Origin of the sequence: Vibrio sp. Isolate23, assembly GCF_022398095.1 — a bacterium.
In the GTDB taxonomy this organism is placed as follows: Bacteria; Pseudomonadota; Gammaproteobacteria; order Enterobacterales; family Vibrionaceae; genus Vibrio; species Vibrio coralliilyticus_A.
On sequence record NZ_JAKEUV010000004.1, the window covers coordinates 144,218 to 165,938 of the forward strand.

The 21,721-nt window shown below is 43.5% G+C and carries 20 protein-coding genes and 1 other RNA gene; 11 read left to right on the forward strand and 10 right to left on the reverse strand.

Annotation, left to right across the window (positions count from 1 at the left end; genetic code table 11):
* The first annotated feature begins 8 nt into the window (after window positions 1–8).
* From L1D31_RS12775 to L1D31_RS12785, 3 genes are read left to right on the forward strand one after another with little or no spacing between them, the layout of a single operon-like run.
* On the forward strand, window positions 9–2,831 hold the full coding sequence (locus tag L1D31_RS12775) for a PAAR-like domain-containing protein (protein ID WP_239837492.1): 2,823 nt from the start codon (window positions 9–11) through the stop codon (window positions 2,829–2,831).
* A 12-nt stretch (window positions 2,832–2,843) separates the two neighbouring features.
* A complete protein-coding gene (locus L1D31_RS12780) occupies window positions 2,844–3,587 on the forward strand; it encodes an AHH domain-containing protein (RefSeq protein ID WP_239837493.1) in 744 nt (247 codons plus the stop codon).
* Window positions 3,584–4,204 carry a hypothetical protein gene (locus L1D31_RS12785; RefSeq protein ID WP_239837494.1) on the forward strand — a complete coding sequence of 207 codons (621 nt, stop codon included), beginning with the start codon at window positions 3,584–3,586 and terminating at the stop codon, window positions 4,202–4,204. Before L1D31_RS12780 ends, L1D31_RS12785 begins: the two co-directional genes overlap by 4 nt.
* Before the next feature lie 96 nt (window positions 4,205–4,300).
* Here the strand turns inward: L1D31_RS12785 and L1D31_RS12790 are convergent, their stop codons facing one another.
* The 7 genes from L1D31_RS12790 to radC form a co-directional block, all read right to left on the reverse strand.
* The gene (locus L1D31_RS12790; RefSeq protein WP_239837495.1) at window positions 4,301–4,537 is read right to left on the reverse strand and encodes a hypothetical protein; all 237 of its coding nucleotides are present in this window, start codon (window positions 4,535–4,537) and stop codon (window positions 4,301–4,303) included.
* A gap of 38 nt (window positions 4,538–4,575) precedes the next feature.
* Complete coding sequence (locus tag L1D31_RS12795) at window positions 4,576–4,935, reverse strand: hypothetical protein (RefSeq protein WP_239837496.1); 360 nt, start codon at window positions 4,933–4,935, stop codon at window positions 4,576–4,578.
* A 23-nt stretch (window positions 4,936–4,958) separates the two neighbouring features.
* The gene (locus L1D31_RS12800; RefSeq protein WP_239837497.1) at window positions 4,959–5,699 is read right to left on the reverse strand and encodes a WYL domain-containing protein; all 741 of its coding nucleotides are present in this window, start codon (window positions 5,697–5,699) and stop codon (window positions 4,959–4,961) included.
* Between the two features lie 139 nt (window positions 5,700–5,838).
* Complete coding sequence (locus L1D31_RS12805; protein WP_171354857.1) at window positions 5,839–6,015, reverse strand: hypothetical protein; 177 nt, start codon at window positions 6,013–6,015, stop codon at window positions 5,839–5,841.
* Between the two features lie 3 nt (window positions 6,016–6,018).
* The gene (locus L1D31_RS12810) at window positions 6,019–6,462 is read right to left on the reverse strand and encodes a DUF2787 domain-containing protein (protein WP_239837498.1); all 444 of its coding nucleotides are present in this window, start codon (window positions 6,460–6,462) and stop codon (window positions 6,019–6,021) included.
* Between the two features lie 48 nt (window positions 6,463–6,510).
* Window positions 6,511–6,948, reverse strand: a complete 438-nt coding sequence (locus L1D31_RS12815) for a DUF2787 domain-containing protein (RefSeq protein ID WP_239837499.1) — start codon at window positions 6,946–6,948, stop codon at window positions 6,511–6,513.
* On the reverse strand, window positions 6,945–7,418 hold the full coding sequence (gene radC, locus L1D31_RS12820; protein WP_239837500.1) for a DNA repair protein RadC: 474 nt from the start codon (window positions 7,416–7,418) through the stop codon (window positions 6,945–6,947). The genes L1D31_RS12815 and radC overlap by 4 nt, the downstream gene beginning before the upstream one ends.
* 311 nt (window positions 7,419–7,729) lie before the next feature.
* On the opposite strand from radC, the gene L1D31_RS12825 reads away from it, so the two are divergent.
* The 8 genes from L1D31_RS12825 (at window position 7,730) to L1D31_RS12860 (ending at window position 19,303) form a co-directional block, all read left to right on the forward strand.
* A complete protein-coding gene (locus L1D31_RS12825) occupies window positions 7,730–9,343 on the forward strand; it encodes a TIGR04141 family sporadically distributed protein (protein WP_239837501.1) in 1,614 nt (537 codons plus the stop codon).
* Window positions 9,344–9,496: 153 nt separating this feature from the next.
* The gene (locus tag L1D31_RS12830) at window positions 9,497–9,673 is read left to right on the forward strand and encodes a helix-turn-helix domain-containing protein (protein ID WP_009842282.1); all 177 of its coding nucleotides are present in this window, start codon (window positions 9,497–9,499) and stop codon (window positions 9,671–9,673) included.
* Window positions 9,670–11,169: a class I SAM-dependent DNA methyltransferase gene (locus L1D31_RS12835; RefSeq protein WP_239837502.1), complete on the forward strand. Its 1,500-nt coding sequence runs from the start codon at window positions 9,670–9,672 to the stop codon at window positions 11,167–11,169. Before L1D31_RS12830 ends, L1D31_RS12835 begins: the two co-directional genes overlap by 4 nt.
* Window positions 11,166–12,656 (forward strand): class I SAM-dependent DNA methyltransferase, encoded by a 1,491-nt coding sequence (locus L1D31_RS12840; RefSeq protein WP_239837503.1) that lies wholly within the window; start codon window positions 11,166–11,168, stop codon window positions 12,654–12,656. The genes L1D31_RS12835 and L1D31_RS12840 overlap by 4 nt, the downstream gene beginning before the upstream one ends.
* A complete protein-coding gene (locus L1D31_RS12845; RefSeq protein WP_239837504.1) occupies window positions 12,657–13,859 on the forward strand; it encodes a restriction endonuclease subunit S in 1,203 nt (400 codons plus the stop codon).
* Window positions 13,860–13,863: 4 nt separating this feature from the next.
* Window positions 13,864–16,926 (forward strand): HsdR family type I site-specific deoxyribonuclease, encoded by a 3,063-nt coding sequence (locus tag L1D31_RS12850; RefSeq protein ID WP_239837505.1) that lies wholly within the window; start codon window positions 13,864–13,866, stop codon window positions 16,924–16,926.
* Window positions 16,926–18,449, forward strand: coding sequence for an AAA family ATPase (locus tag L1D31_RS12855; protein ID WP_239837506.1), 1,524 nt, complete (start codon window positions 16,926–16,928; stop codon window positions 18,447–18,449). Before L1D31_RS12850 ends, L1D31_RS12855 begins: the two co-directional genes overlap by 1 nt.
* Window positions 18,446–19,303, forward strand: a complete 858-nt coding sequence (locus L1D31_RS12860) for an HNH endonuclease (RefSeq protein WP_239837507.1) — start codon at window positions 18,446–18,448, stop codon at window positions 19,301–19,303. The genes L1D31_RS12855 and L1D31_RS12860 overlap by 4 nt, the downstream gene beginning before the upstream one ends.
* A 26-nt stretch (window positions 19,304–19,329) precedes the next feature.
* Here L1D31_RS12860 and L1D31_RS12865 read toward each other — a convergent pair whose 3' ends face one another.
* The 3 genes from L1D31_RS12865 to smpB all read right to left on the reverse strand — a co-directional run bounded on the left by L1D31_RS12865 (window position 19,330) and on the right by smpB (window position 21,656).
* On the reverse strand, window positions 19,330–20,571 hold the full coding sequence (locus L1D31_RS12865; RefSeq protein ID WP_239837645.1) for an integrase domain-containing protein: 1,242 nt from the start codon (window positions 20,569–20,571) through the stop codon (window positions 19,330–19,332).
* Between the two features lie 166 nt (window positions 20,572–20,737).
* Window positions 20,738–21,104, reverse strand: a transfer-messenger RNA (tmRNA) gene (gene ssrA / locus L1D31_RS12870).
* 66 nt (window positions 21,105–21,170) lie between these two features.
* On the reverse strand, window positions 21,171–21,656 hold the full coding sequence (gene smpB, locus L1D31_RS12875) for an SsrA-binding protein SmpB (RefSeq protein ID WP_008081122.1): 486 nt from the start codon (window positions 21,654–21,656) through the stop codon (window positions 21,171–21,173).
* Window positions 21,657–21,721: the final 65 nt, after the last annotated feature.

Here is a 21,721-nt window from a genome sequence, read left to right on the forward strand (position 1 = left end):
GAGTAAATATGTCAGTCACCATCAATGCGAACGGCTTGAGCATCGTTCACAAAGGCTCTGGCGGCGAGGCTAATGCCACTTTACCTGATGTGTGTCTTACAACCGTCGGCAACGCAGTAGTCCCTATCCCTTATGGAAACAACGCCAAGTCAGCGGATCTAGTGGAAGGCACGACGACCGTCACCGCAGATGGCGGCAACAGTATTGCCTTAAAGGGCAGTAAGTTTGCTAAGAGCACAGGCGATGCGGGCGGGGACAAAAAAGGCGTGGCATCGGGCACGATTGAATCCGAGGCTGAATTTATATCCGCGTCACCGAATGTCATTATCGAAGGGAAAGGTGTGGCAAGGCTTTCTGACCAAATGACCATGAATAAGGCCAACACCATGTGCCTCGGCGGGGTTCAAAACCCAGCCGTAACGGTCAATGAAGATGAAGAAGGGACTTACACCGTCTACGTTAAGGCCAGATACCCGGATGGCGTGCTTCTCATGAACGCCGACTTTGATATTACCGATGTCTCTGGTGGAGCTCTGTCTCCCGGTCATTTTGATGACTCTGGCAAAAGCAAAGTATCAGGCTTAAAGCCCGGTCAAATCAAAATTCTGGCTAAAGAAAGTACGGATGAGTTTGTCACGACCCCTGTTCGTATCACCAACCCGCACTACTTGCCGGATTACAATGACTATGACTTTTTTGATAGGTCTGCTCAGGGACAGCAAACCTTCTGGCACCCGAACCGTATTGCCCCGCCAGTAGAAGGCTGGGGAACCATGGGGCCTAGCCTCACCGCTGACCGGTATTTTGCCGATATTGTGAAAGCAGAAACGAAAGCCCACTTTGAATTTAGACACCCTGATTTTCAGTTCAGCGTATTGGCAGAATCGCTAATCGCGGGAATTGATAGTCTCTCTGATACCAGTTTTGACAGTGTACTGGCGAACGGCCTACCTATGGTGATGGAAGAAGGGGAAATACTCTCTGTCTTATTTCGTTTACCTAAGCATGAAACGGCTGACCGTATGCTGGCTTACATGCGCGCTCGTGGCAAAGGTAATCCACAGGTTTTCATCAACAGCTACCCTTGGGATAAGGCGAAGAAGACACTTAACTCTGAGCTTGAAGGTCTGCTTAGTAAGATAAAGGGGCGTGTCGAATCCCTGAAGTCAGAAGCCAGTCGGTTGAATTACGTTTACTTGTCTTCTGATATCTATGAGAAGCATGTCAGTACCATTGATACTTATGCTAAAAAGCTGTCTGATAACCTCAGCCAAGCTTTCAAGCGTATGGAGAAGAAAGCTAGCCAACTTATGAGAGATGTGTCGGATGTCTCGGTCATTCAAGCGCCTGACCATGTTTATTCTGCCGAAGCAGGAACGATTGAAGTGGTGGTGAATGCGATACCGAAGATAGATTTAGAGGAGCAGAAGTGGATTAAGATCCGTGCCGTTCACGATGACCTGTGGGGAACGCCTGTTTACGCCCAAAACCTCAAAGTGATAGCCAATGGCTCCGTTCCCCATAAAGACAAGTTAGAGCTCAACCCATCGCCACAAAGAAGTACAGTATCAGAAACGATGGGTCTGGCGTTGGAGACTCAGAAGACAGAAGGAGGAGTGGTGGTGGTCGACGACCTCAAGCCTAACACTAATTCTGTCACTATCGAGTATGAAGGTGAGCCGGGCATTGAAGATAAGATTGCAAAGCAACAAGAAGCGATAGAGACCTATTTGGATGGCCTTTTAAACACCGTTGCTCAGGATATGTCAGGTTTCCAGAAACAATGGGACGAAGAAGGCGTACTCTGTTTGGGTGATGGTGTGCTTGAAGGGGCGAAAGCTTGGGGAGCTGATGTGGTGGAACTTTTCTCTCCCCAAGTCTGGGGCGAGATGGGCCATACTCTAGCCAATGCCACCACCGATGGTTTTGATAAGCTCTATATTTACGCCAATCAAAAATACAGTGCATTGGAAAAGTACACCGCCGATGCGATGAAAGGAACGGAGGCTCAGTTAGCTCAAAGCGATTTACCAAGCTGGGTAAAACAGGCGGCTTATATTTCCAGTATAGCGCCTAACCTGCTCATTGCAGCCAGTGTGGATGCGTACGAGAGCATTGATGAGGCTATTGATGATGTGCAGCTTTGGTGGAATGAAGGCTCAGATGATATTGCACGCAAGATTAAGTGTATTGCAAGACACAGAGAAGCGATTTGGAATTTGCCTACGCTCTTTACCAACAACGATGTAAAAGGCGTAGAAAAGTTCGTTGACACTGTCGTGATGGAGTTTGACCCTGAGTGGGCAATGGAAATCAAGGAGAGTGAGTTTTTCCCTAAAGCTTTGGCGTTGATTAATGATGACAACAGCATCTTGCCTTTCTTTACTTACCTCAATCTCATTATTGAAGCTATCCCACCTAACTTCTATTTCTACTACGTGGGTAAAGCGGCAGCGTACATTGCCATTGAAGTGGTGTTAACCATAGTGATTGGCTTACTAACGGGGCCAGCAGGGGCAGCCGCCAGAATTGCGACGGTCACAGCGAAATTTACCATGGGTGTTAAAAAGGTTGGGGCAGTCTCTCACGCCGCACAAGCACTAAAAACCTTTACCAGCACCGTCGATGGCTTAGTCGATATCTTACCAGATTACGACAAGTTAGCGGGCCATTTGGCATTGCGCCGTAAATCAGCCATACCAGACAAACGGGTTAATGATACCGCTCAAGTGGAAGAGGAGCATGAGCCTAGAAACGGTAAATGTCGACTGTGTAAGAGTGAAGAACATAACACACCTCGGCTGTACCGGGGTGAAATTGATTACGTATAGGATGAGTTATCTATGGGCACACTGATGAGTCAGGAAGCGGCCGAGTCCGATTTTGTTAACGGCATAATTGAAAAAAAAGGCTATCGTAAGCGCTGGGTAAACAACGTAAAAAAGTTATCTGAGCACCCTTTTAACAATGGTATCCATATGGATACCCATCATCTGATTTCGGCAGAAGCGGTGAAGATAAGCAAATTGGGAAAAAATCTAGTCAATAAGGGCTATGATATCAATCAGCTTTCAAACTTGGTTGGGCTTCCTGCCACACTGCCGGGGGCGTGTCAGCTTCATTGCCAACTGCATCGTGGCGATCATACCTTTAGTCGTCCTAGGGAAGAACCATACCATGATTATGTTTCTGGAGAGCTAAAAGACCCAGAAATAAGAAAAAGTATAAAAAAGTGTTACGGTAAGACTAAAGAAACAGAAACCGAGTCAGAAATACATAAGCTGCTAGACCCGATTAGCCGTAAAGTGCTAAAGAAAATTAATAAAATTGAAAAAGGGCAATTTTTTTCACTGCCGTTGACCAAAATTTCCCATTACTTTATTCCAGGGGGCCCAGGGTGTGCCTGTCAATTCGATATCAACGAAGCGGAGAGCCAACAAGATACTTACTGCGCAAATGATCGACTCCACTATAAAGGGGCCAATAGAGATGGCAAAGACAAGCGCTATCAAACCAGTAGTTCTCCATGGAATACCAAAACGATCACGTACCAAAGCACCAGATGGAAACCAAAGGTAGGACAATGAGCCAATATAACGACCAATACTATATTGTTTTTAAAAGCTATGATGAAAATACTTTGTACCTCACGACACATGATAGGTCCGACCATCGTGACTATGAGTTTACGAAGCTAAGTGGTAATGAACCTATGTTTTTTGAAAATGGTTATCGTGAGGAAGACTTGGCGAGAGGAATATCTAGGCCGATTACAAAAGCACACTTGGATTCTACTTACCCAGTGATTGCGGATGAAGTTAAACAGTCTTTAGGTGATATTAGCAATGATTGTTTTCAGCTGTATCCAGCTATCATTGTTGATGACCACGGTAAGTATCATGACAGTTATTGGGCATTTAACTTATTCCAAAAGATGGATGTTTTGAATTTAGAAAAGTGTCAGATTGATGATTATGACCCGGAAGATACCAGACACACAATTGACCAATATTGCTTGGATGATGACAAGCTGTCAGCGATACCAGAGAAAGAGCGTTTGGTCTTTATGCCAAAATTCAGCGATTACCCTCATATTATTGTTCATGAGAAAGTGGTGAAAGCATTCAAGAAACACGACGTGGATACGCTTAATTTTGTCAAAGTGTCTGATTGGGTTATGGGCCTTCAGTTTGTAGAGTCTTGATTATACAGTTGAGGGTGTTCTCTTGACTCTAAGTATCAAAAAAATAGTGGGGAGCGTAACTGCTCCCCATTGTCTTTTTTGCCGTTGTTAGTGGTATTACTTTTTAGTGATAGCTTCACACCCTTCAGGAATCGTAATGGTCGATGTGTCTTTACCTGCTTGCTGTGCCGCTATGACCTCCATCTTGTATTGAGTGCATTTTCCAACGCTGACGTTGACTGCACCTGTTTCTATGGATGGATTGCCTCCTAATGCTCCTCCTCCCTGAGCGAAAACAAAAGGTGTGATTAGGGTTGCGAGTAGAACGAGAATGTTCGTTGTAGTGTGACTCATAGTGTTTCCTTATTGGGTAAAGTCGGATTTGTTGAGAGTTAGAAGGTGTAAACAAAGGTGCCTGCACTTGAGGTGACTTCGATTTCTTTCAAGCTGTCTACGGTGCAGTTGTTGCTGTATCCGGTGTAGGTTTCACCGAATTTCAATGAAACGTTTCTAGAGAGCTCTGAGGCTGTACCAGCGGGTAGACGGCAATTGCCTCGATTGATAACGACATTGCTTATTACTGTGCTGTCAGTGATAGCTTGAATATCAAAGGTCAGTGTTCCCCAATGTGGATTAGTGGATGTTGACACTTCGATGTCGACGGTGAGGGTTTTCGCTTCTTCCTGTTCGCTACAAGCGGTGACTCCGAGAATCAGCATGCACATCATGATGGTTCGAGTTAAGGTATTCATAGGTATCTCTCCGTAGTGGTGAGTTAAATTTGGGATGCACGGATTTCAGCGTGTTCACGCATGAACTGCTCTAAGTCGAAATCAGTGGGATAGATAAAAGAAAACGTCGATACACTGGCCTCATTAATCAAAGGTAAAGCTAGGGTGCGTATCGTGGGTTGACCGGATAATCGAAAAAGCAGCAAGAGCGCGTCACATTGAACCGAGAGTCCCAGTGGTTCGATGAGCGCTTTCTCTTGCTGCAAAACTTGACTCGATATCTTGAGCATACGGTTGTTGAGTAATGCAGTGTGTACTGCATTCAATACTTGCCGCTGCTCATGACTCCACTCACGAATAGTGGGCAATGCCACATGGACTTTGGCTAACCATGCTTGCTCTTTTGAATGAGCTGAACCCTTGTGTAGTAAGGGTTTGTCTCTCTCCGAGGAGTGGCCTTGCCCATAATTCAGTGCATCAGGAACAAGCGGCAGTAAGTACTTGTTGGTCAGTTGCCAATAGAGCATTTCCTGTTTGTTGAGCTTCCATAATTGCTCAGAGGTTTTCCGATAGACATGGGGCATGCTCATCGAATCACACTCCACGTTAAACACCTCCACAATGACTTCATCAAGGTAGCGTTTAATGCTGCGCGTGGTGCGGTGGATATCGAGTAGGGCTAACTGCTGCTGCAACTCCCTAACGGTAATCCAACGATGTTGAGGAATAAGCATCAGCGTGTGCAGCAAAGCGGATAACCCTTCAATGCTGGTTTTATTGCTCATGACTACACTCTCAATACATCAAAGCTCCAAGACCGGAGGTGGACATTTAATGTCGGGAGAGTAGAGGTGAGTCAGACACATAATGTCCAACGGTGAAAACTGCATCAATCGGTAATACTAAAGCGTGAGCCGATTAACATTAACGAGGCTTATGCTTATCACTGAGCTCTGCAATTACTGCCAATAATCCAATCAACAGCACCACCAGAAACCCTAACGTCGTTAGAGTTCCAATAGCGCCAAAGAAAGGAGAGAAGGTAAACAAAGTAATAAGAGCAGTGACAAGCTTAATGGTATTAAGGAGAAGGGAAGTCATGAGCTATTGCGGGGTGACGGCTATCTCGTTGTAAGAGTCCATGTCGACATAAGCTAGAAAGTTACACTCCCACAATCGATAGAGCGCTTTAGCATCACGGCTACCTTGTATCGGTAGCCAGCCACGATAGGCCACAAAGAACTGCCCAGCCCGAAAATCAAAATCCAAGTTGCGCTCTAGTTCAGGGTAATGGTTCCCCATGTAAGCAAAGTCGGTGATGTACTCAATACCCCATTCCCCTGTTGAGGTTTGGCAAATCGCAATTTCAACCGGATGAAAACCGCCTTCATCCGCGCTGTAACTTTTATCGCGAAAGTTAAATACCAGATAACGGCTGGTGGTTAGTGTTTCATTACTCAGTAAATAAGCGGTGAGTTGCTCACTTAGCAGGGTGTGCAGTTGTTTCGATACTGGCAGTGATGATGCAGTGAAGGTTAATTTGGACATAGTGAGTCCTCCTTGTTTCAGGATTCAAATAAGAAATGAGATTAGGATTTAGTCGAACGTACCGACCATCGTCAGCTGCACGTCATCAAAGACGTTTCTGGAAAGGTGACGAGCAAAGGCTTTCATCCATACCGAGAGCAGCTCTTGGACTTCAGGGTGGGATAAATCCGTGCTCCCTACATCAGGCTGATAGCACCAGTAATTAGCCAGGTGAAAGTACAACTCAGGCTCAACAGATACACTGTTGTCATCGGGATAAGAGAAGCTGGCAAAGAACACCACCAGCCAAGGGCTAAAGGCTGACTCTCGTTTAAGTTGTACCTCTATCGGATGTAAACCTTGTCGATGTCGGTAGTAACTCATTTGGCGGCAGTTCAGTACGAGTCGCTCTGCGTTCTCTGGGAGAATGTACCGATTAAGAAGTGCTACCAGTGACACATGTAAAGCATCATTAATAGAAAGCTCTCCATAATGTTGTTCAATCATAACCACCCCCTTTCAGCAAATGAGGTGCAAGTATTGCCTGTCACGATATGGTCAAGGACACGGACATCCACCAGCGCTAAAGCATCTTTGAGTCTTTCTGTTATGCGTCTATCGGCTTGAGACGGCGTTGAGTCACCGGATGGATGGTTATGCGCAAATATCACCGCTGAGGCATTCACTTCTAACACTGCTTTCACCACTTCTCGTGGATAGACGCTGGCCGCATCTACGGTGCCATGAAACAGCTCTTTAAATTCAATCAGTCGATTTTGGTTATCCAGTAACAATAAGGCAAACACTTCACGCTCATAGCTACCTAGCTTACAGCGCACATACTCTTTGGTGGCTTCAGGTTTGGTTAGGGCATCGCCACGCACGTAGCGGTTAGCTAGTATCTCAGCGGCGTGCTCTAGGATTTCATTTTCTTGATAGCGTTGCTGCTTTTGGTAATCGGATGTTTTTGGATTCATTTCAGGCTCCTGTCAGAATCAATGATGGGGTTTCATTGTGATGACATATACCTGAAGATTTTTGGATTGAGCTCTGGAGGGGGATAAGCTCAATTATGCACATTATTTTTAACGTTAGAGCTTAATACCATGAGAGAAAATTGGTTGTTTACACATGTTGAGGAAAAGATAAATCCTTTACTGAGTCGATGGGAGAGAGAAAATCTAATACTTAAGTTTTAATACTGTGATTTGTGAGCTTGATTTCATACTGCCTTTGAACTCTATTGTTTTTATGTTCTAAAACTAATTAATGATAAGGCTTTAGGGATATGGCTCGAATCACAAAAATTCGCAAGGAAAAGCTATCAATTTATCTCGCGCGAGATAGCCATAAACCGATATCAGAACTCATCAGATTGGATAATGTGAAAAAGCCAATTCAGCTAGATTTGCCTGATACAGAGTTGGCCGAGCTGTACATTAAAATTCAGCCTCCTAAAACTGTGCCACCTTGGACAAAAATCTTTACTGATAGCAAGCAAGTTGAATCTCAAGAATTTGGTACCTCTTCCAACGTCGGAGCCGTACTGGTGGTGAGAGTCGCTGGCTCTACTTTCGTTTTGTCATTTGGTATGGGATTTCACCTAATTAAACAAGAGGCTATTGAACGAGATTTTGGGCTGAAGGTGACCTTGAACTCAGTCGAACCAGACAAACTCAGAAGCCTGGACAAAGCAAGTTATGACCACAACCCTTTGAATTCTAGAACTCAGAGTACTAGAGATGTGGATATATTTAATCTTCATCTCGATTCAGAAAGTGAGATGCTTTACGCCATTACTGGAACTTCTAAAGTCGAGCTATTTGGAAGTCATGTAACTGGCCGTGATGCGTTAACCATTGCTGTCAAAACCGATTTAGCTAATCTTCCTAAGATTTTGTTGGAGTCTATGCAGCGTTATCGAGCAAAACTACCGGCTAAGTTTAGTTGGGTTGAAGACATAAACAGAGTTCGAGATCTCGATGAGGTAGAAGTTCTCGATATGGAACTCGATAGTCACTTTGAGCTAGGGCAATACGATGGGTTTTGGTTAGGTGAACCTGAAGTGGTTGATTGGGAGTCTCAAATTGGTTACTCCTTCCATATGTCCCAAAGAGCAGATCGCCATGTAGTGCTTTCTTTAAACGATTATCTTGCTCACTTGGAAGGAGCTTCACCCAGCGTAGAAGCAATGAAACAACATGTTGTTCATGTTAACAATAGTGAATATAAGTCAGTGAAGAGTTGGCCTGTATATCGTTGCTTATACGCAGAAATTAGCTATGGTTCAGGCCAGTACATTTTGCGAAACGGCATTTGGTACAAGGTTAATCAAGATTTCGTTACTAGGGTAGATGATTACCTTGCGAGTTTGAATGTTCATCCTTACCAGTTCCCTATTTATAATCATGATAGGGAGGAGGATTACAACCAGCATGTGGCTGCCAATGATTCTAGTTTCTGTCTTATGGACAAGAAAAATATCAAGATTGGAGGTATTTACGACAAATTAGAACATTGTGATCTGATTAGAAATGGTAACGAGTTTATTCATGTGAAGCTGTATAGGAGCTCAAGCACATTGAGTCATCTTTTCTCTCAAGGCTTTGTTGCGGCAGAAGCGTTTATCAAAGACGAATGGTATCGAGAAAGGTTGAATCCTAAGTTGCCAGCATCAATCAAGCTTCAAGAGCCAAAAGATAGACCTGATCCTAGCAACTATCATGTGGTCTATGCTATTGCGACAACAAAAAACATTCCTGATGAACTTCCATTTTTTTCCAAAGTAACGTTGAAAAATGCGCTCAAAACACTAGTCGCTCTTGATTACCAGATCTCGTTAGCAAAGATTGATGTAAATCCGCAGTTATTAGTGAAGAAGAAGTGCAAGCCTAAGCTGTAAAGAGCAATCTTCTAATACTAGAACCACGTAATTGCACATTAGACGTTCGAACTAGTGAATGATGCGACGTTTATCATTGTTCATTCCCCAATTTTCCCATATTCTCTCACCATCAATTCTGATGAATAAAACCAACATGAGATAACACTCTGAATGGTAGACCAAATTTTAACCTTGAAAGAGGTGGCTGCTTACCTAAAGTTGGCCGAAAAAACAGCATATAGATTAGCAAGCGAAGGAAAGCTTCCTGGTTTCAAAGTCGGCGGTTCTTGGCGTTTCAAACGTGAAGACCTTGAAGCGTGGATAGAAGAGAATAAGAGCAAGCAATGACATTAATAAATCTCAAAGACTTAGAAGCGCACCTCTGGCATGCGGCCCACATAATCACCGGTCCTATCGACGCTTCAGACTACAAAACCTACATCTTCCCAATCCTATTCTTTAAGCGTATCTGTGATGTTTACGATGAAGAGTTCGAAGAGGCGATGAAGAAATTGGGTGACGAAGAGCTTGCAAAAGGTGATATGTTTCATCCAATCCAAATTCCAGTTACATGCCACTGGAAAGACGTGTTTGCAGAAACCAAGGATATCGGCCAAGCCCTAAAAGATTCATTCCGTGGTATTGAGCTAGAAAACCCACAGCTACATGGTATTTTTGGTGACGCGAGCTGGACCAACAAAGAGCGCCTATCAGACGAGTTGTTATCGACACTACTCAATCACTTCAACAAGGTTAACCTTGGCGTGTCGAGTGTGCGTAATGATGATATGGGCCGTGCTTATGAATACCTCATCAAGCGCTTTGCTGATAAAGCAAACAAGAAAGCAGGTGAGTTCTATACACCGCGTACCATTGTTCGTCTTATGGTCAATATTCTAGACCCACAAGCCAACGAGAGTGTATATGACCCGGCTTGTGGTACAGGCGGTATGCTGCTTGAAACCATCCACCATGTTAAAGAGAACGGTGGTGAACCACGTCTTCTAAAAATCAAAGGTCAAGAGAAAAACCTGACTACTGAAGCGATTGCTCGAATGAACTTGTTCCTACACGGACAAGAAGATTTTGAAATCATTCGTGGTGATACACTTCGTGATCCTAAGTTTTTGAAAAATGACCAACTAGAAAACTTTGACTGCGTAATCGCAAACCCACCATTTAGCTTAAAGGAGTGGGGCCATGACTATTGGACAAGTGATCCTTATGGCCGTGCAAGCTTTGGCCTAGCACCAAAAACTAACGGGGATTTTGCTTGGGTTCAGCATATGTTTGCTTCATTGAATGATGAAGGGCGAATGGCGGTAGTGCTACCACATGGTGTGCTTTTCCGTGGTGGTGCAGAAGGTAAAATTAGAACCAAACTATTGAAAGAAAACCGTATCGTGGCGGTTATCGGCGTAGCTTCGAACCTGTTCTACGGTACAAGCATTCCTGCTTGTGTTCTCGTATTGCGTAAAGCAAGACCAGAAGAGCATAAAGACCATGTTCTGATTGTGAATGCGGAAGAGATCTTTACTAAAGGCCGAGCGCAAAACACCTTGTCAGAGCCTCAAGCTGATGAGATTTACGACATCTATCAGAAGATGCGTACCAAAGGCCCTAAGGCAGACGACATTGAGGGTGTTGCACGTTGGGTGCCACATAGCGAGATTGAAGATAACGATTTCAACTTGAACATCGCTCGTTATGTACAAAAGCCGCTAGAAGAAGAAACCATTACCGTTGAAGAAGCATTGAAAGATTTCCAGCAAAAATTAGCCGCTTTAGAAGTCGCTGAACAAGAGTTAGAAGCCTTATTAATCAAAGAGGGCTTTGAGCTATGAACAAAAACAAACTAGAAGACCTACTGTGGGGCGCTGCCGAGTTCCTGCGTGGCCAAATTGATGCGTCTGATTACAAGCAGTACGTATTCCCACTGCTGTTTTTTAAGCGTCTATCGGATGTATACCTGGAAGAGTATAACGAAGCGCTAGAGTTGCACGAAGGTGATGCTGAATACGCCGCGATGTCGATGTACCACCGTTTCGATATTCCTGAGGAAGCAAGCTGGGAGAAAGTTCGTAATACCAGTAAAGACATTGGTGAAGCGATTCAAAATGCACTGCGTTTGATTGAAGCAAAGAACGAGCGTTTGCACGGTGTATTTGGTGATGCGCAGTGGACCAACAAGGAACGCCTACCGGATCACTTGCTGTCAGACCTTATTCAGCATTTCAGCAAAATCCCACTAGGCATTAAGTCTGTTGCTCAAGATGACTTGGGTGAGGCTTACGAGTACCTGATCAAAAAGTTCGCTGACGATTCAGGGCATACGGCCGCAGAGTTCTACACAAATCGTACCGTTGTGCATTTGATGACCCGTATCATGAAGCTTAAACCGGGTGAGAGTGCGTACGATCCGACCTGTGGTACAGGCGGTATGCTGCTAAATGCGGTGATGGATCTGCGTTCTCAAGGGGAAGAGTGGCGTGGTGTTCATTTGTATGGCCAAGAAGTAAACTTGCTAACATCTGCAATTGCACGCATGAACATGTTCCTGCACGACATTGAAGAGTTCGATGTCATGCGCGGCGATACCTTAGGCGACCCAAAGTTTATCGAGAACGATCAACTAAAACAGTTCGATGTCATCTTTGCTAACCCGCCGTACTCCATCAAAAAGTGGAACCGTGAAAAGTTCGCGGCTGACCCGTATGGGCGCAATATGTACGGGGTGCCACCACAAGGTTGTGCTGATTACGGTTTTTATACCCATATCATCAAAAGCTTAAAACCGGATACTGGCCGTGCGGCGATGCTTTGGCCTCATGGGGTGCTGTTCCGTGACTCAGAGCAAGCGATCCGTAAACAGGTGATTGAATCTGACATCATTGAAGCGGTGATAGGTCTCGGACCAAATCTGTTCTACAACTCGCCTATGGAATCGTGTGTGGTCGTGCTCAACTGTAATAAGCCTGCTGAGCGCAAAAACAAGATTCTGTTTATCAATGGAATAGAACATGTAACCCGAGAACGTGCCCACAGCCGTTTATCTGATGATGATTTAGATGTGCTTTGTGAAGCATATTCCAAGCCGGATAGTCGAAGTGAGATTACAGCGATGGTGGATTTGGCTACGGTTGTTGAAAATCAATTTAACCTTTCTATTCCACTTTACGTGCAGGCTAATAATAGCGAAGGAGTGTATGACATAGAGCATGTCATCGAAGCCTGGAAAGTCAGTCGAGTTCAACTGAAAATGCAAACCAATAAATTGTTCCAAAGCCTTGCTGAAACTGGATACACCATTGACACTGAGGTGGAGAACTAAATGAGCGAACAAGAGTTACCTGAAGGCTGGCAAGTGATTAGGTTTGGTGATATCGCTAAGCAGATCTCCAAGCGTATCGAACCTAGTCAAACTGATCTTAATATCTATGTTGGATTAGAGCATTTAGATCCAGACTGTTTAAAAATAAATCGCCACGGTGTACCAGCTGATGTCAAAGGCCAAAAGCTATTGGTAAAAAAAGGTCAGATAATTTTCGGTAAACGCAGGGCTTATCAGCGTAAAGTAGCAGTAGCTAATTGGGACTGTATTTGTTCAGCTCATGCAATGGTATTAGAAGGAAACTCTGATAAAGTTCTTCCTGATTTTTTACCATTTTTTATGCAATCAAAAGCGTTCATGGACCGAGCTATTCAAATATCTGAAGGCTCCCTGTCTCCAACAATTAAGTGGAAGGTTCTAGCTGAACAAAAATTTTGTATCCCACCGAAACATGAACAGAAAAAGGTCATTGATATAGGGCTGTCTTTACAACGTAGTTCAGGTATTTCAAGTCAGGTATATGACTCTGTATCACAAGTATATGAAACCATTGCTAAAGAGGTTGTGTTGGGTGGTAATAACTACCGAACGTTATTTGGGAAGGAGAAAACGCTTCTTCCTGAAGGCTGGAAGTTGGTTAAATTAGGTGATGTGTTAACTAGAGTTCAATACGGTACTTCTGATGCCGTTCATGAGGAGGGGAGCGTACCAGTTCTTCGTATGATGAACATAGAAAATGGCCGCATTACAAATAATGAGCTGAAATACTCAAAGTTAACGGTTGAGGAATTGGAGCCTATTAAATTGTATCCTGGAGATCTGCTTTTCAATAGAACCAATAGCATGGAGTGGGTAGGAAAAACAGGGCTTTTTAACTTGGATGGGAATTATGTATTTGCATCATACATGTTAAGGCTGAACGTGGACACGGATATTGTAACACCGGATTTTGTGAACAGATTCTTAAACCTTGCCGTTGTGCAGTATCGGTTAAAAGCTTTTGCTACACCAGGTGTTAGCCAGGCCAATATTAATCCCGATAGTTTAAAGTCACTACCATTTATTTTACCGCCTTTAAAGGATGTTAAAAAAGCCGATAGGGTTTTGGCCGAGATTGAAACTACTTTAGAAAAGTTAGAGTTAGAAAGTTCAATCAACAAAGAACTCCTGTTTACGGTAAGAGAAAAGCTATTAAGGAACTAGCAATATGTTTAACGAACAAACCGTTACAGAAAATGGAGTTATTGACCGTTTAAAAGGCTTAAGCGGAGTAAAGTGGAAGTATTGCCATGGTGAGAGCTTACCCAAGCAAACTCACGATATCTTCGTTGATACCTGGCTAAAAGACGCGCTTTGTTCGTTAAACCCTGATATTGGCAACTATCCTGATTATGCTGATGAGGTGATCTACAAACTTCGTGGTTTGATGTTGGAAGCCAAACATACCGGTTTGGTCAAAGCCAACGAAAATTTCCATGAATGGTTGATGGCGGAGAAAAGTCTGCCATTCGGTGAAAATGGTGATCATATCACCATCAAACTCATTGACTTTGATACACCCAAAAACAACCACTTTGTTGTTGCGCAGCAGGTTCACTTCATTGCCGCGACAGAGGTGTTCTTCGATATCGTTCTGTATGTAAACGGCATCCCGCTGGTGGTGGGGGAAGTAAAATCGCTCACTCGCCCGAGTGTAACTTGGCAAGATGGTGCCGCTGATTTTATGGGGGACCAAAAGCACTATTGGAAAAATGTTGAGCCTTTCTTTGTGCCAAACCTTTTGTGTTTTGCTTCTGAAGGCCGCACCTTTGCTTACGGTGCAATTAATGCTCGAGTAAAAGATTGGGGGCCATGGCATAAAACCGATCAGCGAGATGAAATTCCAGCAAGCTTAGCCACAGTACTTGATAGCTGTGAAGGCTTATTGAACCCAGAAACTTTGCTGCAAATGCTAGAGTCTTTTGCGCTGTTCTCAACAGTGAAAACAGGTAAAGACACACCACCTAAACGCATTAAAATCCTGCCTCGTTACCCGCAATTTGAAGCCGCAAAGCAAATTGTTGAGCGTGTAAAAAATGGTTATCCGAAAAAAGGACTTATCTGGCACTTCCAAGGTTCAGGCAAGTCCTTGCTTATGCTCTATGCGGCTCGCATGATTCGTGCTGATAACAAATTGAAAAATCCAACCGTCTTGATTGTGGTAGACCGTCGAGACCTCGATAGCCAAATTAATGAAACCTTCGGTGGGGCCGATGTTAAAAACCTCATCAAAGTACAAAGCGGTAAAAAGCTTGGCGAGCATATAGAAAAAGATAGTCGTGGCATTTTGATCACCACAGTCTTTAAGTTTAAAGATGTCGAAATCGATGAAAAAAATGAAAACGGCCTAAACAGTCGAGACAACATTATCGTGCTGGTGGATGAAGCGCACCGAACTCAAGAGGGCTCCCTCGGCGATAAAATGCGCTGGGCGCTGCCTCATGCTCACTTCTATGGCTTAACAGGTACGCCGATTTCTGGTATCGACCGCAATACTTTCAAACTCTTTGGTGCTGAAGAGGATGAAGGGCGTTATATGAACCGCTACAGCTATAAGCAATCCATACGAGATAAAGCGACCAATGCGGTCAAGTTCGAACCTCGTTTGGCTGAGCTTCGTGTAGATCGTGCAGCGATTGATGAAGCCTTTGAGCAAATGGTCAAAGACAACGACCTGGACGATGATGAGAAAATGGCATTGTCTAAACGTGCTGGCCGCTTAGCGATTATGTTGAAGGCGCCAAAACGCATGGCGGCAGTAAGCGAAGATATTGCCAATCACTTTGTAAGCCATGTAAAGCCGAAGCAGATGAAAGGCATGGTTGTGGTCTATGACCGAGATGCCTGTGTTCAGATGTATTATTTACTCGGTAAGAAACTGGGCTTTGATGCGGTAGAAGTGGTCATGAATGTTGAGCAGGCACCGATCAAAGACGACGATGAGAGTAAAAAGGGTAAGGTCAATAAAGACTGGCGTAAGTGGAAGCAAGAACTTGAGCTGCCTATCATCGAGTCTGACTTTGAACGCTGGCAAGAGATAGACGGCAATGATCAAAAACAGAAGAGCCTAATTGAGGATTACAAAGATCCAAAACAACCACTTCAACTGTTGATTGTTACCGCAAAACTGTTAACAGGATTTGATGCACCTATCTGTTACTGCATGTACTTAGATAAGCCATTACGTGACCATACCTTGTTGCAGGCGATGTGCCGTACTAACCGTTTATACGAGACTGACAATGTTAGCAAGCAAATGGGCCTTATCATTGATTACCTTGGCGTGTTTGAGAACTTGCGTACCGCACTGGCATACGATCCTGAAGAAATCGACGGTGTGGTGGAGGGCATTGAGGCCTTTAAAGAGCTCCTGCCAGCTCAGCTAGATAAGTGTTTAAGCTTCTTCCCTAACGTCGACAGAACTATCGATGGCTTTGAAGGTATTATGGCTGCGCAATCTTGTTTACCTACCAATGAAAAGCGTGATGAATTTGCAGCCTCTTTCGGTGTATTAGCTAAGTTATGGTCTGCGATTAACCCAGATGCGTTTCTTACGCCTTACAGAGCTGATTATAAGTGGTTGGTACAAATCTATGAATCAGTCCGCCCTGTAGGGCAAACAGGTTCTCTCGTGTGGGCTGCGTTAGGTCCAGAAACTATCAAGATGATTCACGAGCATACCGATATTAATCGTATTCGTGATGATATTGATGAGTTGGTTATGGATGAGCACGCTATCTTCACGTTGACTGAGAAAGAGCAAGAGAAGCGCGCAAACCAGATTGAAATTGATCTAATGGGCCGTCTGCGTGGCAGCGGTAATCCGAAGTTCATTGCTCTCGGTGAGCGCTTAGAGAAATTACGCCAAGATTATGAAGCAGGTGTAATTAAAGCTATTGATTGGTTAAAAGGCCTACTCGATACCGCAAAAGATACTGTGCAAGCCGAGCGTGAAACAGGTGACTCACCAGTAACCCAAGAAGATAACAAACAAGCACTAACCAAACTGTTCCTAGAAACTCGCCCTGAAAGCACACCGAAGCTTATCGGTGATGTAGTAGAGCAGATAGACAAGATTGTAAAAGCCAAACGCTTTAAAGGCTGGCAAAGCTCCAACAGTGGTCCAAGAGAGATTCAAAAGGCGCTGTTGTTAACACTGGCTCAGTTTGGCTTGGGTAAAGACAAAGATCTGTTTGCTAAGGCTTATAGTTATATAGAAGAGCATTATTGATGAAATATAACATTTTATACGAACAAGAGACCGTTCCGCTTAGTGGAGTTAGCGCAGTATATTTAACGTCAGTTAACAATGAGAGCTCTTCTTTTAGTACGATGTTTAATTTAAGCCTTCATGATGATAAAGGGTTATATAGAGAGATAGGTCTCGTCAAAATTGGGTTTGTAAATCAGTCAGTCAAAGATAATCTATCAGAGCGCCTTTCGCCTGTTTTTGAACGATTAGGTGGTAGCTACTTTTCATTGGGAGTAGATGTTGATTACTACTCAAAGTTGGCACAATTACCTAGCTCACTTCGTTTTAGTCTATTAAAAAGCTTAAATGATGTTGTGTACTCTTCAGACAAGTTAGCGTTGGTGCAGCAAGAAAAAGTTTTTAAATCTGATTTTTTGGCAAGTGTAAGTTTATCGAGTATTAAAGGGCAGTTTACTCGGGTTCTTAAAGGTGGTGTGCTTCTTACTGATTATAGCTTTCAGTTTTCTCGTTCAATTGATGATCTTTTTTCAGAAATTAGCTTGGACTTTGAGGTTAAAGCTGGCTCTGTACCCAGTACTAATATCCATGCGGTTATTGGAAGAAATGGAGTTGGAAAAACGACGCTGTTAAATGGGATGGTACAAGGAGGACTTGGATTAGAACAAAATTTGGGTTGTTTTATAGATCCAAATACAGGCGAGTTTCTTGCTCAGGACTACTTTTCAAGCATAGTGTCGGTGTCGTTCAGTGCATTTGACACATTTATACCACCAGAAGAGCAACAAGACCCAAGTAAAGGGGTTAGGTATTATTATATTGGCCTAAAAAGCCAGAAACAGGGTGAGCAGAGGCTTAAAACCCGGAATGAAATGGACCTTGATTTTGGCAGGTCATTTGCTTTGTGTTTAGCTGAGAAAGACAAGAAGGCTAGATTATTCAAGGCAATAAAGACATTGGAGTCAGATGAGAATTTTGCTGAAATGAATATTCGTAGGTTTGAATTAGAACCTATTTCATCTGCGAAGAAGGGTATTTGGAAAGAAATGTCATCAATGAGCTCTGGTCATGCTGTTGTTTTGCAAACATTGACGCGTCTAGTGGCATCTGTCGAAGAAAAGACGTTAGTACTCATAGACGAGCCTGAAAGTCACTTACACCCGCCGCTGCTATCTGCATTTATTCGAGCTTTGAGCGAGCTACTTCATGATAGGAACGGAGTCGCCGTCATCGCAACTCATTCTCCTGTAGTCTTGCAAGAAGTTCCTAAGTCTTGTGTATGGAAGGTATTGAAATCTGGAGAAGCTACAAAAGCACTTCGTCCTGAGATCGAAACCTTTGGTGAGAATGTAGGAATTTTGACAAAAGAAGTTTTTGGCTTAGAGGTGACGAAATCAGGTTTTCACAAGCTTTTAGCTGAATCTGTTGATGACGGTTTTACCTATGAAGAGATTCTGAATCAGTACAATAATCAGCTTGGTTTTGAGGCAAGAGCTATTTTGAAGGCGCTTCTCTTGCATAAAGAGAAGGCAGATATTAAATGATTAAACTCTCACCACCGAAACACAACATAAATGATGCGATTCAACTATGTACTGACGGGATGTCAAAGGAGGACCTGAAAGACAGAATTTATCAGGGGAGTGATGAAATACGAGAGTCTGCGGCAGACTACTGCGTTAAAGCTGAGGGTGGGGAACTTTTTACCATTGATCCTATTGAAGGCGATGAAGAGTCAGTTGTTAATTCTGGTGTTTCAAAGAGGGAATTTGTAAATCTATATGAGTATTATTTTAGAAATACCAAAAAGCCTGGAAGGGAGATCTATGACGCTCTAATGCTCTCTGCCGATGAGAGTTGTCCTTTTTGTGGCGGAATCGGACGGCCTAAGAATCTAGACCATTATCTACCTAAAGCTCATTTTCCTCAGTTTTCTATTTTACCATTCAATCTTCTCCCTTCTTGCCGGGACTGTAATATGGACGGTAAGGGAGAGCACTATGCTACTGCTTATCATGAACAGATAATCCACCCTTATTTAGACAAAGAGTGTTTTTTTCAGGAACAGTGGGTTTTCGCACAAGTATTGCCAGGGTCGCCGTGTGCGTTGGATTTTTATGTATCTCCCCCTGAAGAATGGGAAGCCAATGATAAGCTTAGAGCTGAACAGCACTTTATAGACTTTGATTTATCCAAACGGTACAGTATTCAAGCTGCCAATCTGGTTACTTTTATAGTGACAATACGAAGTACAATTATGAAGGATAGTACGGCAGAGGAATTTAAAGCATTTCTCTCATCTTATATAGACTCACCTCTATTCATTAATCATTGGCAAGTTGTTTCATGTCAAGCTCTTGCGAATAGTGATTGGTTCTGTACAGAAGGGCACCTATAGTTTGAGTTAGTAAGAAATTCATACATTTAGCTAATTACTTTCAACTGCTTTGTTCCTGTCACAGAAAGGCTGCCTTTGGCGGCCTCTTCTATATGCCCGCTCCACCAGACCATCATAGGACGGCGACGATCTATATAGTCGGTACGGTTATAAGCACTTCGTACTTGGTTGTCGTCTACATGGGCTAGGGCCGCTTCAATAAGATCTGATTCAAAGCCCTGCTCGTTAAGCGTGGTACTAGCGAGAGAGCGAAGACCATGACTAACTAGTCTTTCTCTAAAGCCCATTCTCTTTAACGCCATATTAGCCGTTTGGCTGTTGCAGGGCTTCTTAGGATCTCTGTCTGAAGGGAAGATAAACTCTCGATACCCACTAATTGGCTTTATAACTTCAAGTAGCGCTAGCATTTGCTCAGTGAGAGGGATGCGGTGCTCTCTTCTTTTTTTCATTCTCTCTGGAGGGATTACCCAAAGGTTGTTCTCCCAATCGATCTCTTCCCATCTAGCTCCGGATGCTTCACTAGGCCTTGTCATAGTGTGTAGCTGCCATTCTAACAAGCATCGAGTGGTTTTCTTGATACTTGCATTTGCAATTGCTCCCATAAGTTCTGGTAACTCTGTAGGGGAAAGTGCGGGCATATTTACTTTTTTCGGTTTTTTAAATGCTGCTTTTATTCCCGTTAATGGATTTGCTTGGATTAAGCCACAATTAGAAGCGTAATTCATAATCTCATTCAGACGTTGAGATAAACGCTTAACGGTTTCTAAACTACCCTTTGCTTCAATTGGCTTTAGAAGATCTATAACCATCGGTGCATTTATTTCGCGAACTGGCACATTGCTCAAAGAGGGGAAAACATATAGCTCTAGAGAGCGCCAGATATCAACAGCATAACCTGGAGTAACAGAATCTTTTTTTATTTCAAACCAGTTTTTGGATACGTTGATGAGAGTGTGCTCATAAACAGCTAGGGATTCTTCTTTTTTTCTTTTTTTTTCTTCCTGAGGGTCGATACCTTGTGCGATCAGCTCTTTTGCTTCCATAGAACTTTTTCTTGCCTGAACTAGAGAAACATCAGGAAATCTTCCTAAACTCAAGTTAGCCCTTTTACCGCTTATTGGCCTGTAATAGTTTAACAGCCAATTCTTAGAACCACTGGGTAGTACCCGTAGCTTTAGGCCTTGACCATCTGCAAGGTAGTACTCTTTCTCTTTAGGCTTAGCATTCTTAACTTCTGTAGCAGTAAGTGGTTTAGTCTGTCTAGGCATGTGTAGGAACCAGTTTTTAGGAACACGAAACAAAGGTTCCTACATTGGTTCCTAAATGTCAAAGATTCATTGGAACCTCTTGGGATGTTTTTAGACGCTAAGTTATTGATTTTACGTTATCTTGGATACAAAAAAAGACGTCCTGAGACGTCTTTAGATGTTGAATTGGTGGAGCTGGCGGGAGTTGAACCCGCGTCCAAAAACCATTCATCTTTGGTACTACATGCTTAGTCGATCTTTAAATTCACCAAGTACCTGCGAACCGACACGCCAGTAAATGACTATCCTGAATTAAAATTCGCCGTTCATCTCTCAGGCGGGAGAATCCGGGCTAGCGCGTTTGGGTTTGATCTCTCGTTGGTCCCCGTCTTACGTGCGGAAGCTAGGGCGAGAGAGCTCTGAGCAGGTTATTAAGCTGCTAGTGCGTAGTTTTCGTCGTTTGCGACTATTTTTTTGCGGCTTTTTACGTGGCCAACCGCCCCACGGCATGCACCTTAGACTGCAAAATTCCTGTCGAATCCTAAATCAGCCCCAAGTGTTCTTTGCATAGTACCAGAAAAGCATAACCTGTCTAGACTTGTGCGTTTAAGTGCTCAATATTAGCGCAGTGAACTCTTCATTACGCGTGCTTTTTCTCGAGCCCAATCTTTTTCTTTAAGATCAGTACGTTTATCGTGCAGTTTCTTACCTTTCGCGACGCCAATTTTCATTTTCACCCAAGAACGAGACCAGTAGAGTGAAAGGGCTGCGAGTGTCATACCTTCGCGATTGATTCGACCTAATAGGTTATCAAGCTCACGGCGGCTCATAAGTAGTTTACGCACACGAGTAGGGTTCGCCACTACGTGTGTCGATGCTTGGTTTAGAGGGGTAATGGTCATGCCACTTACAAAAGCTTCTCCATCTCGCATAAATACGTAGCTTTCTGCGATATTGGCTTTGCCTTGACGTAGGGCTTTAACTTCCCAGCCTTGAAGCTCCATTCCTGCTTCGATTTCATCATCGATGAAATATTCGTGGCGAGCTTTCTTATTGACAGCGATGGTATTGCTACCCGCTTTTTGTTTCGATTTTTTCTTTGCCATAATGGTTGCATTATACGGTTAGGAATCTAGTTATGAAATCCCTTTATTTGCGCTTAATGCAAATA

What these genes read in the sequence shown, in the direction of transcription:
- L1D31_RS12790 (WP_239837495.1), bottom strand. Translation starts at nt 4,537, where the DNA reads ATGAGTCACACTACAACGAACATTCTCGTTCTACTCGCAACCCTAATC.
- L1D31_RS12780 (WP_239837493.1), top strand. Translation starts at nt 2,844, where the DNA reads ATGGGCACACTGATGAGTCAGGAAGCGGCCGAGTCCGATTTTGTTAAC.
- L1D31_RS12835 (WP_239837502.1), top strand. Translation starts at nt 9,670, where the DNA reads ATGACATTAATAAATCTCAAAGACTTAGAAGCGCACCTCTGGCATGCG.
- L1D31_RS12805 (WP_171354857.1), bottom strand. Translation starts at nt 6,015, where the DNA reads ATGACTTCCCTTCTCCTTAATACCATTAAGCTTGTCACTGCTCTTATT.
- L1D31_RS12800 (WP_239837497.1), bottom strand. Translation starts at nt 5,699, where the DNA reads ATGAGCAATAAAACCAGCATTGAAGGGTTATCCGCTTTGCTGCACACG.
- L1D31_RS12775 (WP_239837492.1), top strand. Translation starts at nt 9, where the DNA reads ATGTCAGTCACCATCAATGCGAACGGCTTGAGCATCGTTCACAAAGGC.
- L1D31_RS12855 (WP_239837506.1), top strand. Translation starts at nt 16,926, where the DNA reads ATGAAATATAACATTTTATACGAACAAGAGACCGTTCCGCTTAGTGGA.
- L1D31_RS12815 (WP_239837499.1), bottom strand. Translation starts at nt 6,948, where the DNA reads ATGATTGAACAACATTATGGAGAGCTTTCTATTAATGATGCTTTACAT.
- L1D31_RS12825 (WP_239837501.1), top strand. Translation starts at nt 7,730, where the DNA reads ATGGCTCGAATCACAAAAATTCGCAAGGAAAAGCTATCAATTTATCTC.
- L1D31_RS12810 (WP_239837498.1), bottom strand. Translation starts at nt 6,462, where the DNA reads ATGTCCAAATTAACCTTCACTGCATCATCACTGCCAGTATCGAAACAA.
- L1D31_RS12840 (WP_239837503.1), top strand. Translation starts at nt 11,166, where the DNA reads ATGAACAAAAACAAACTAGAAGACCTACTGTGGGGCGCTGCCGAGTTC.
- L1D31_RS12845 (WP_239837504.1), top strand. Translation starts at nt 12,657, where the DNA reads ATGAGCGAACAAGAGTTACCTGAAGGCTGGCAAGTGATTAGGTTTGGT.
- smpB (WP_008081122.1), bottom strand. Translation starts at nt 21,656, where the DNA reads ATGGCAAAGAAAAAATCGAAACAAAAAGCGGGTAGCAATACCATCGCT.
- L1D31_RS12830 (WP_009842282.1), top strand. Translation starts at nt 9,497, where the DNA reads ATGGTAGACCAAATTTTAACCTTGAAAGAGGTGGCTGCTTACCTAAAG.
- radC (WP_239837500.1), bottom strand. Translation starts at nt 7,418, where the DNA reads ATGAATCCAAAAACATCCGATTACCAAAAGCAGCAACGCTATCAAGAA.
- L1D31_RS12785 (WP_239837494.1), top strand. Translation starts at nt 3,584, where the DNA reads ATGAGCCAATATAACGACCAATACTATATTGTTTTTAAAAGCTATGAT.
- L1D31_RS12860 (WP_239837507.1), top strand. Translation starts at nt 18,446, where the DNA reads ATGATTAAACTCTCACCACCGAAACACAACATAAATGATGCGATTCAA.
- L1D31_RS12795 (WP_239837496.1), bottom strand. Translation starts at nt 4,935, where the DNA reads ATGAATACCTTAACTCGAACCATCATGATGTGCATGCTGATTCTCGGA.
- L1D31_RS12865 (WP_239837645.1), bottom strand. Translation starts at nt 20,571, where the DNA reads ATGCCTAGACAGACTAAACCACTTACTGCTACAGAAGTTAAGAATGCT.
- L1D31_RS12850 (WP_239837505.1), top strand. Translation starts at nt 13,864, where the DNA reads ATGTTTAACGAACAAACCGTTACAGAAAATGGAGTTATTGACCGTTTA.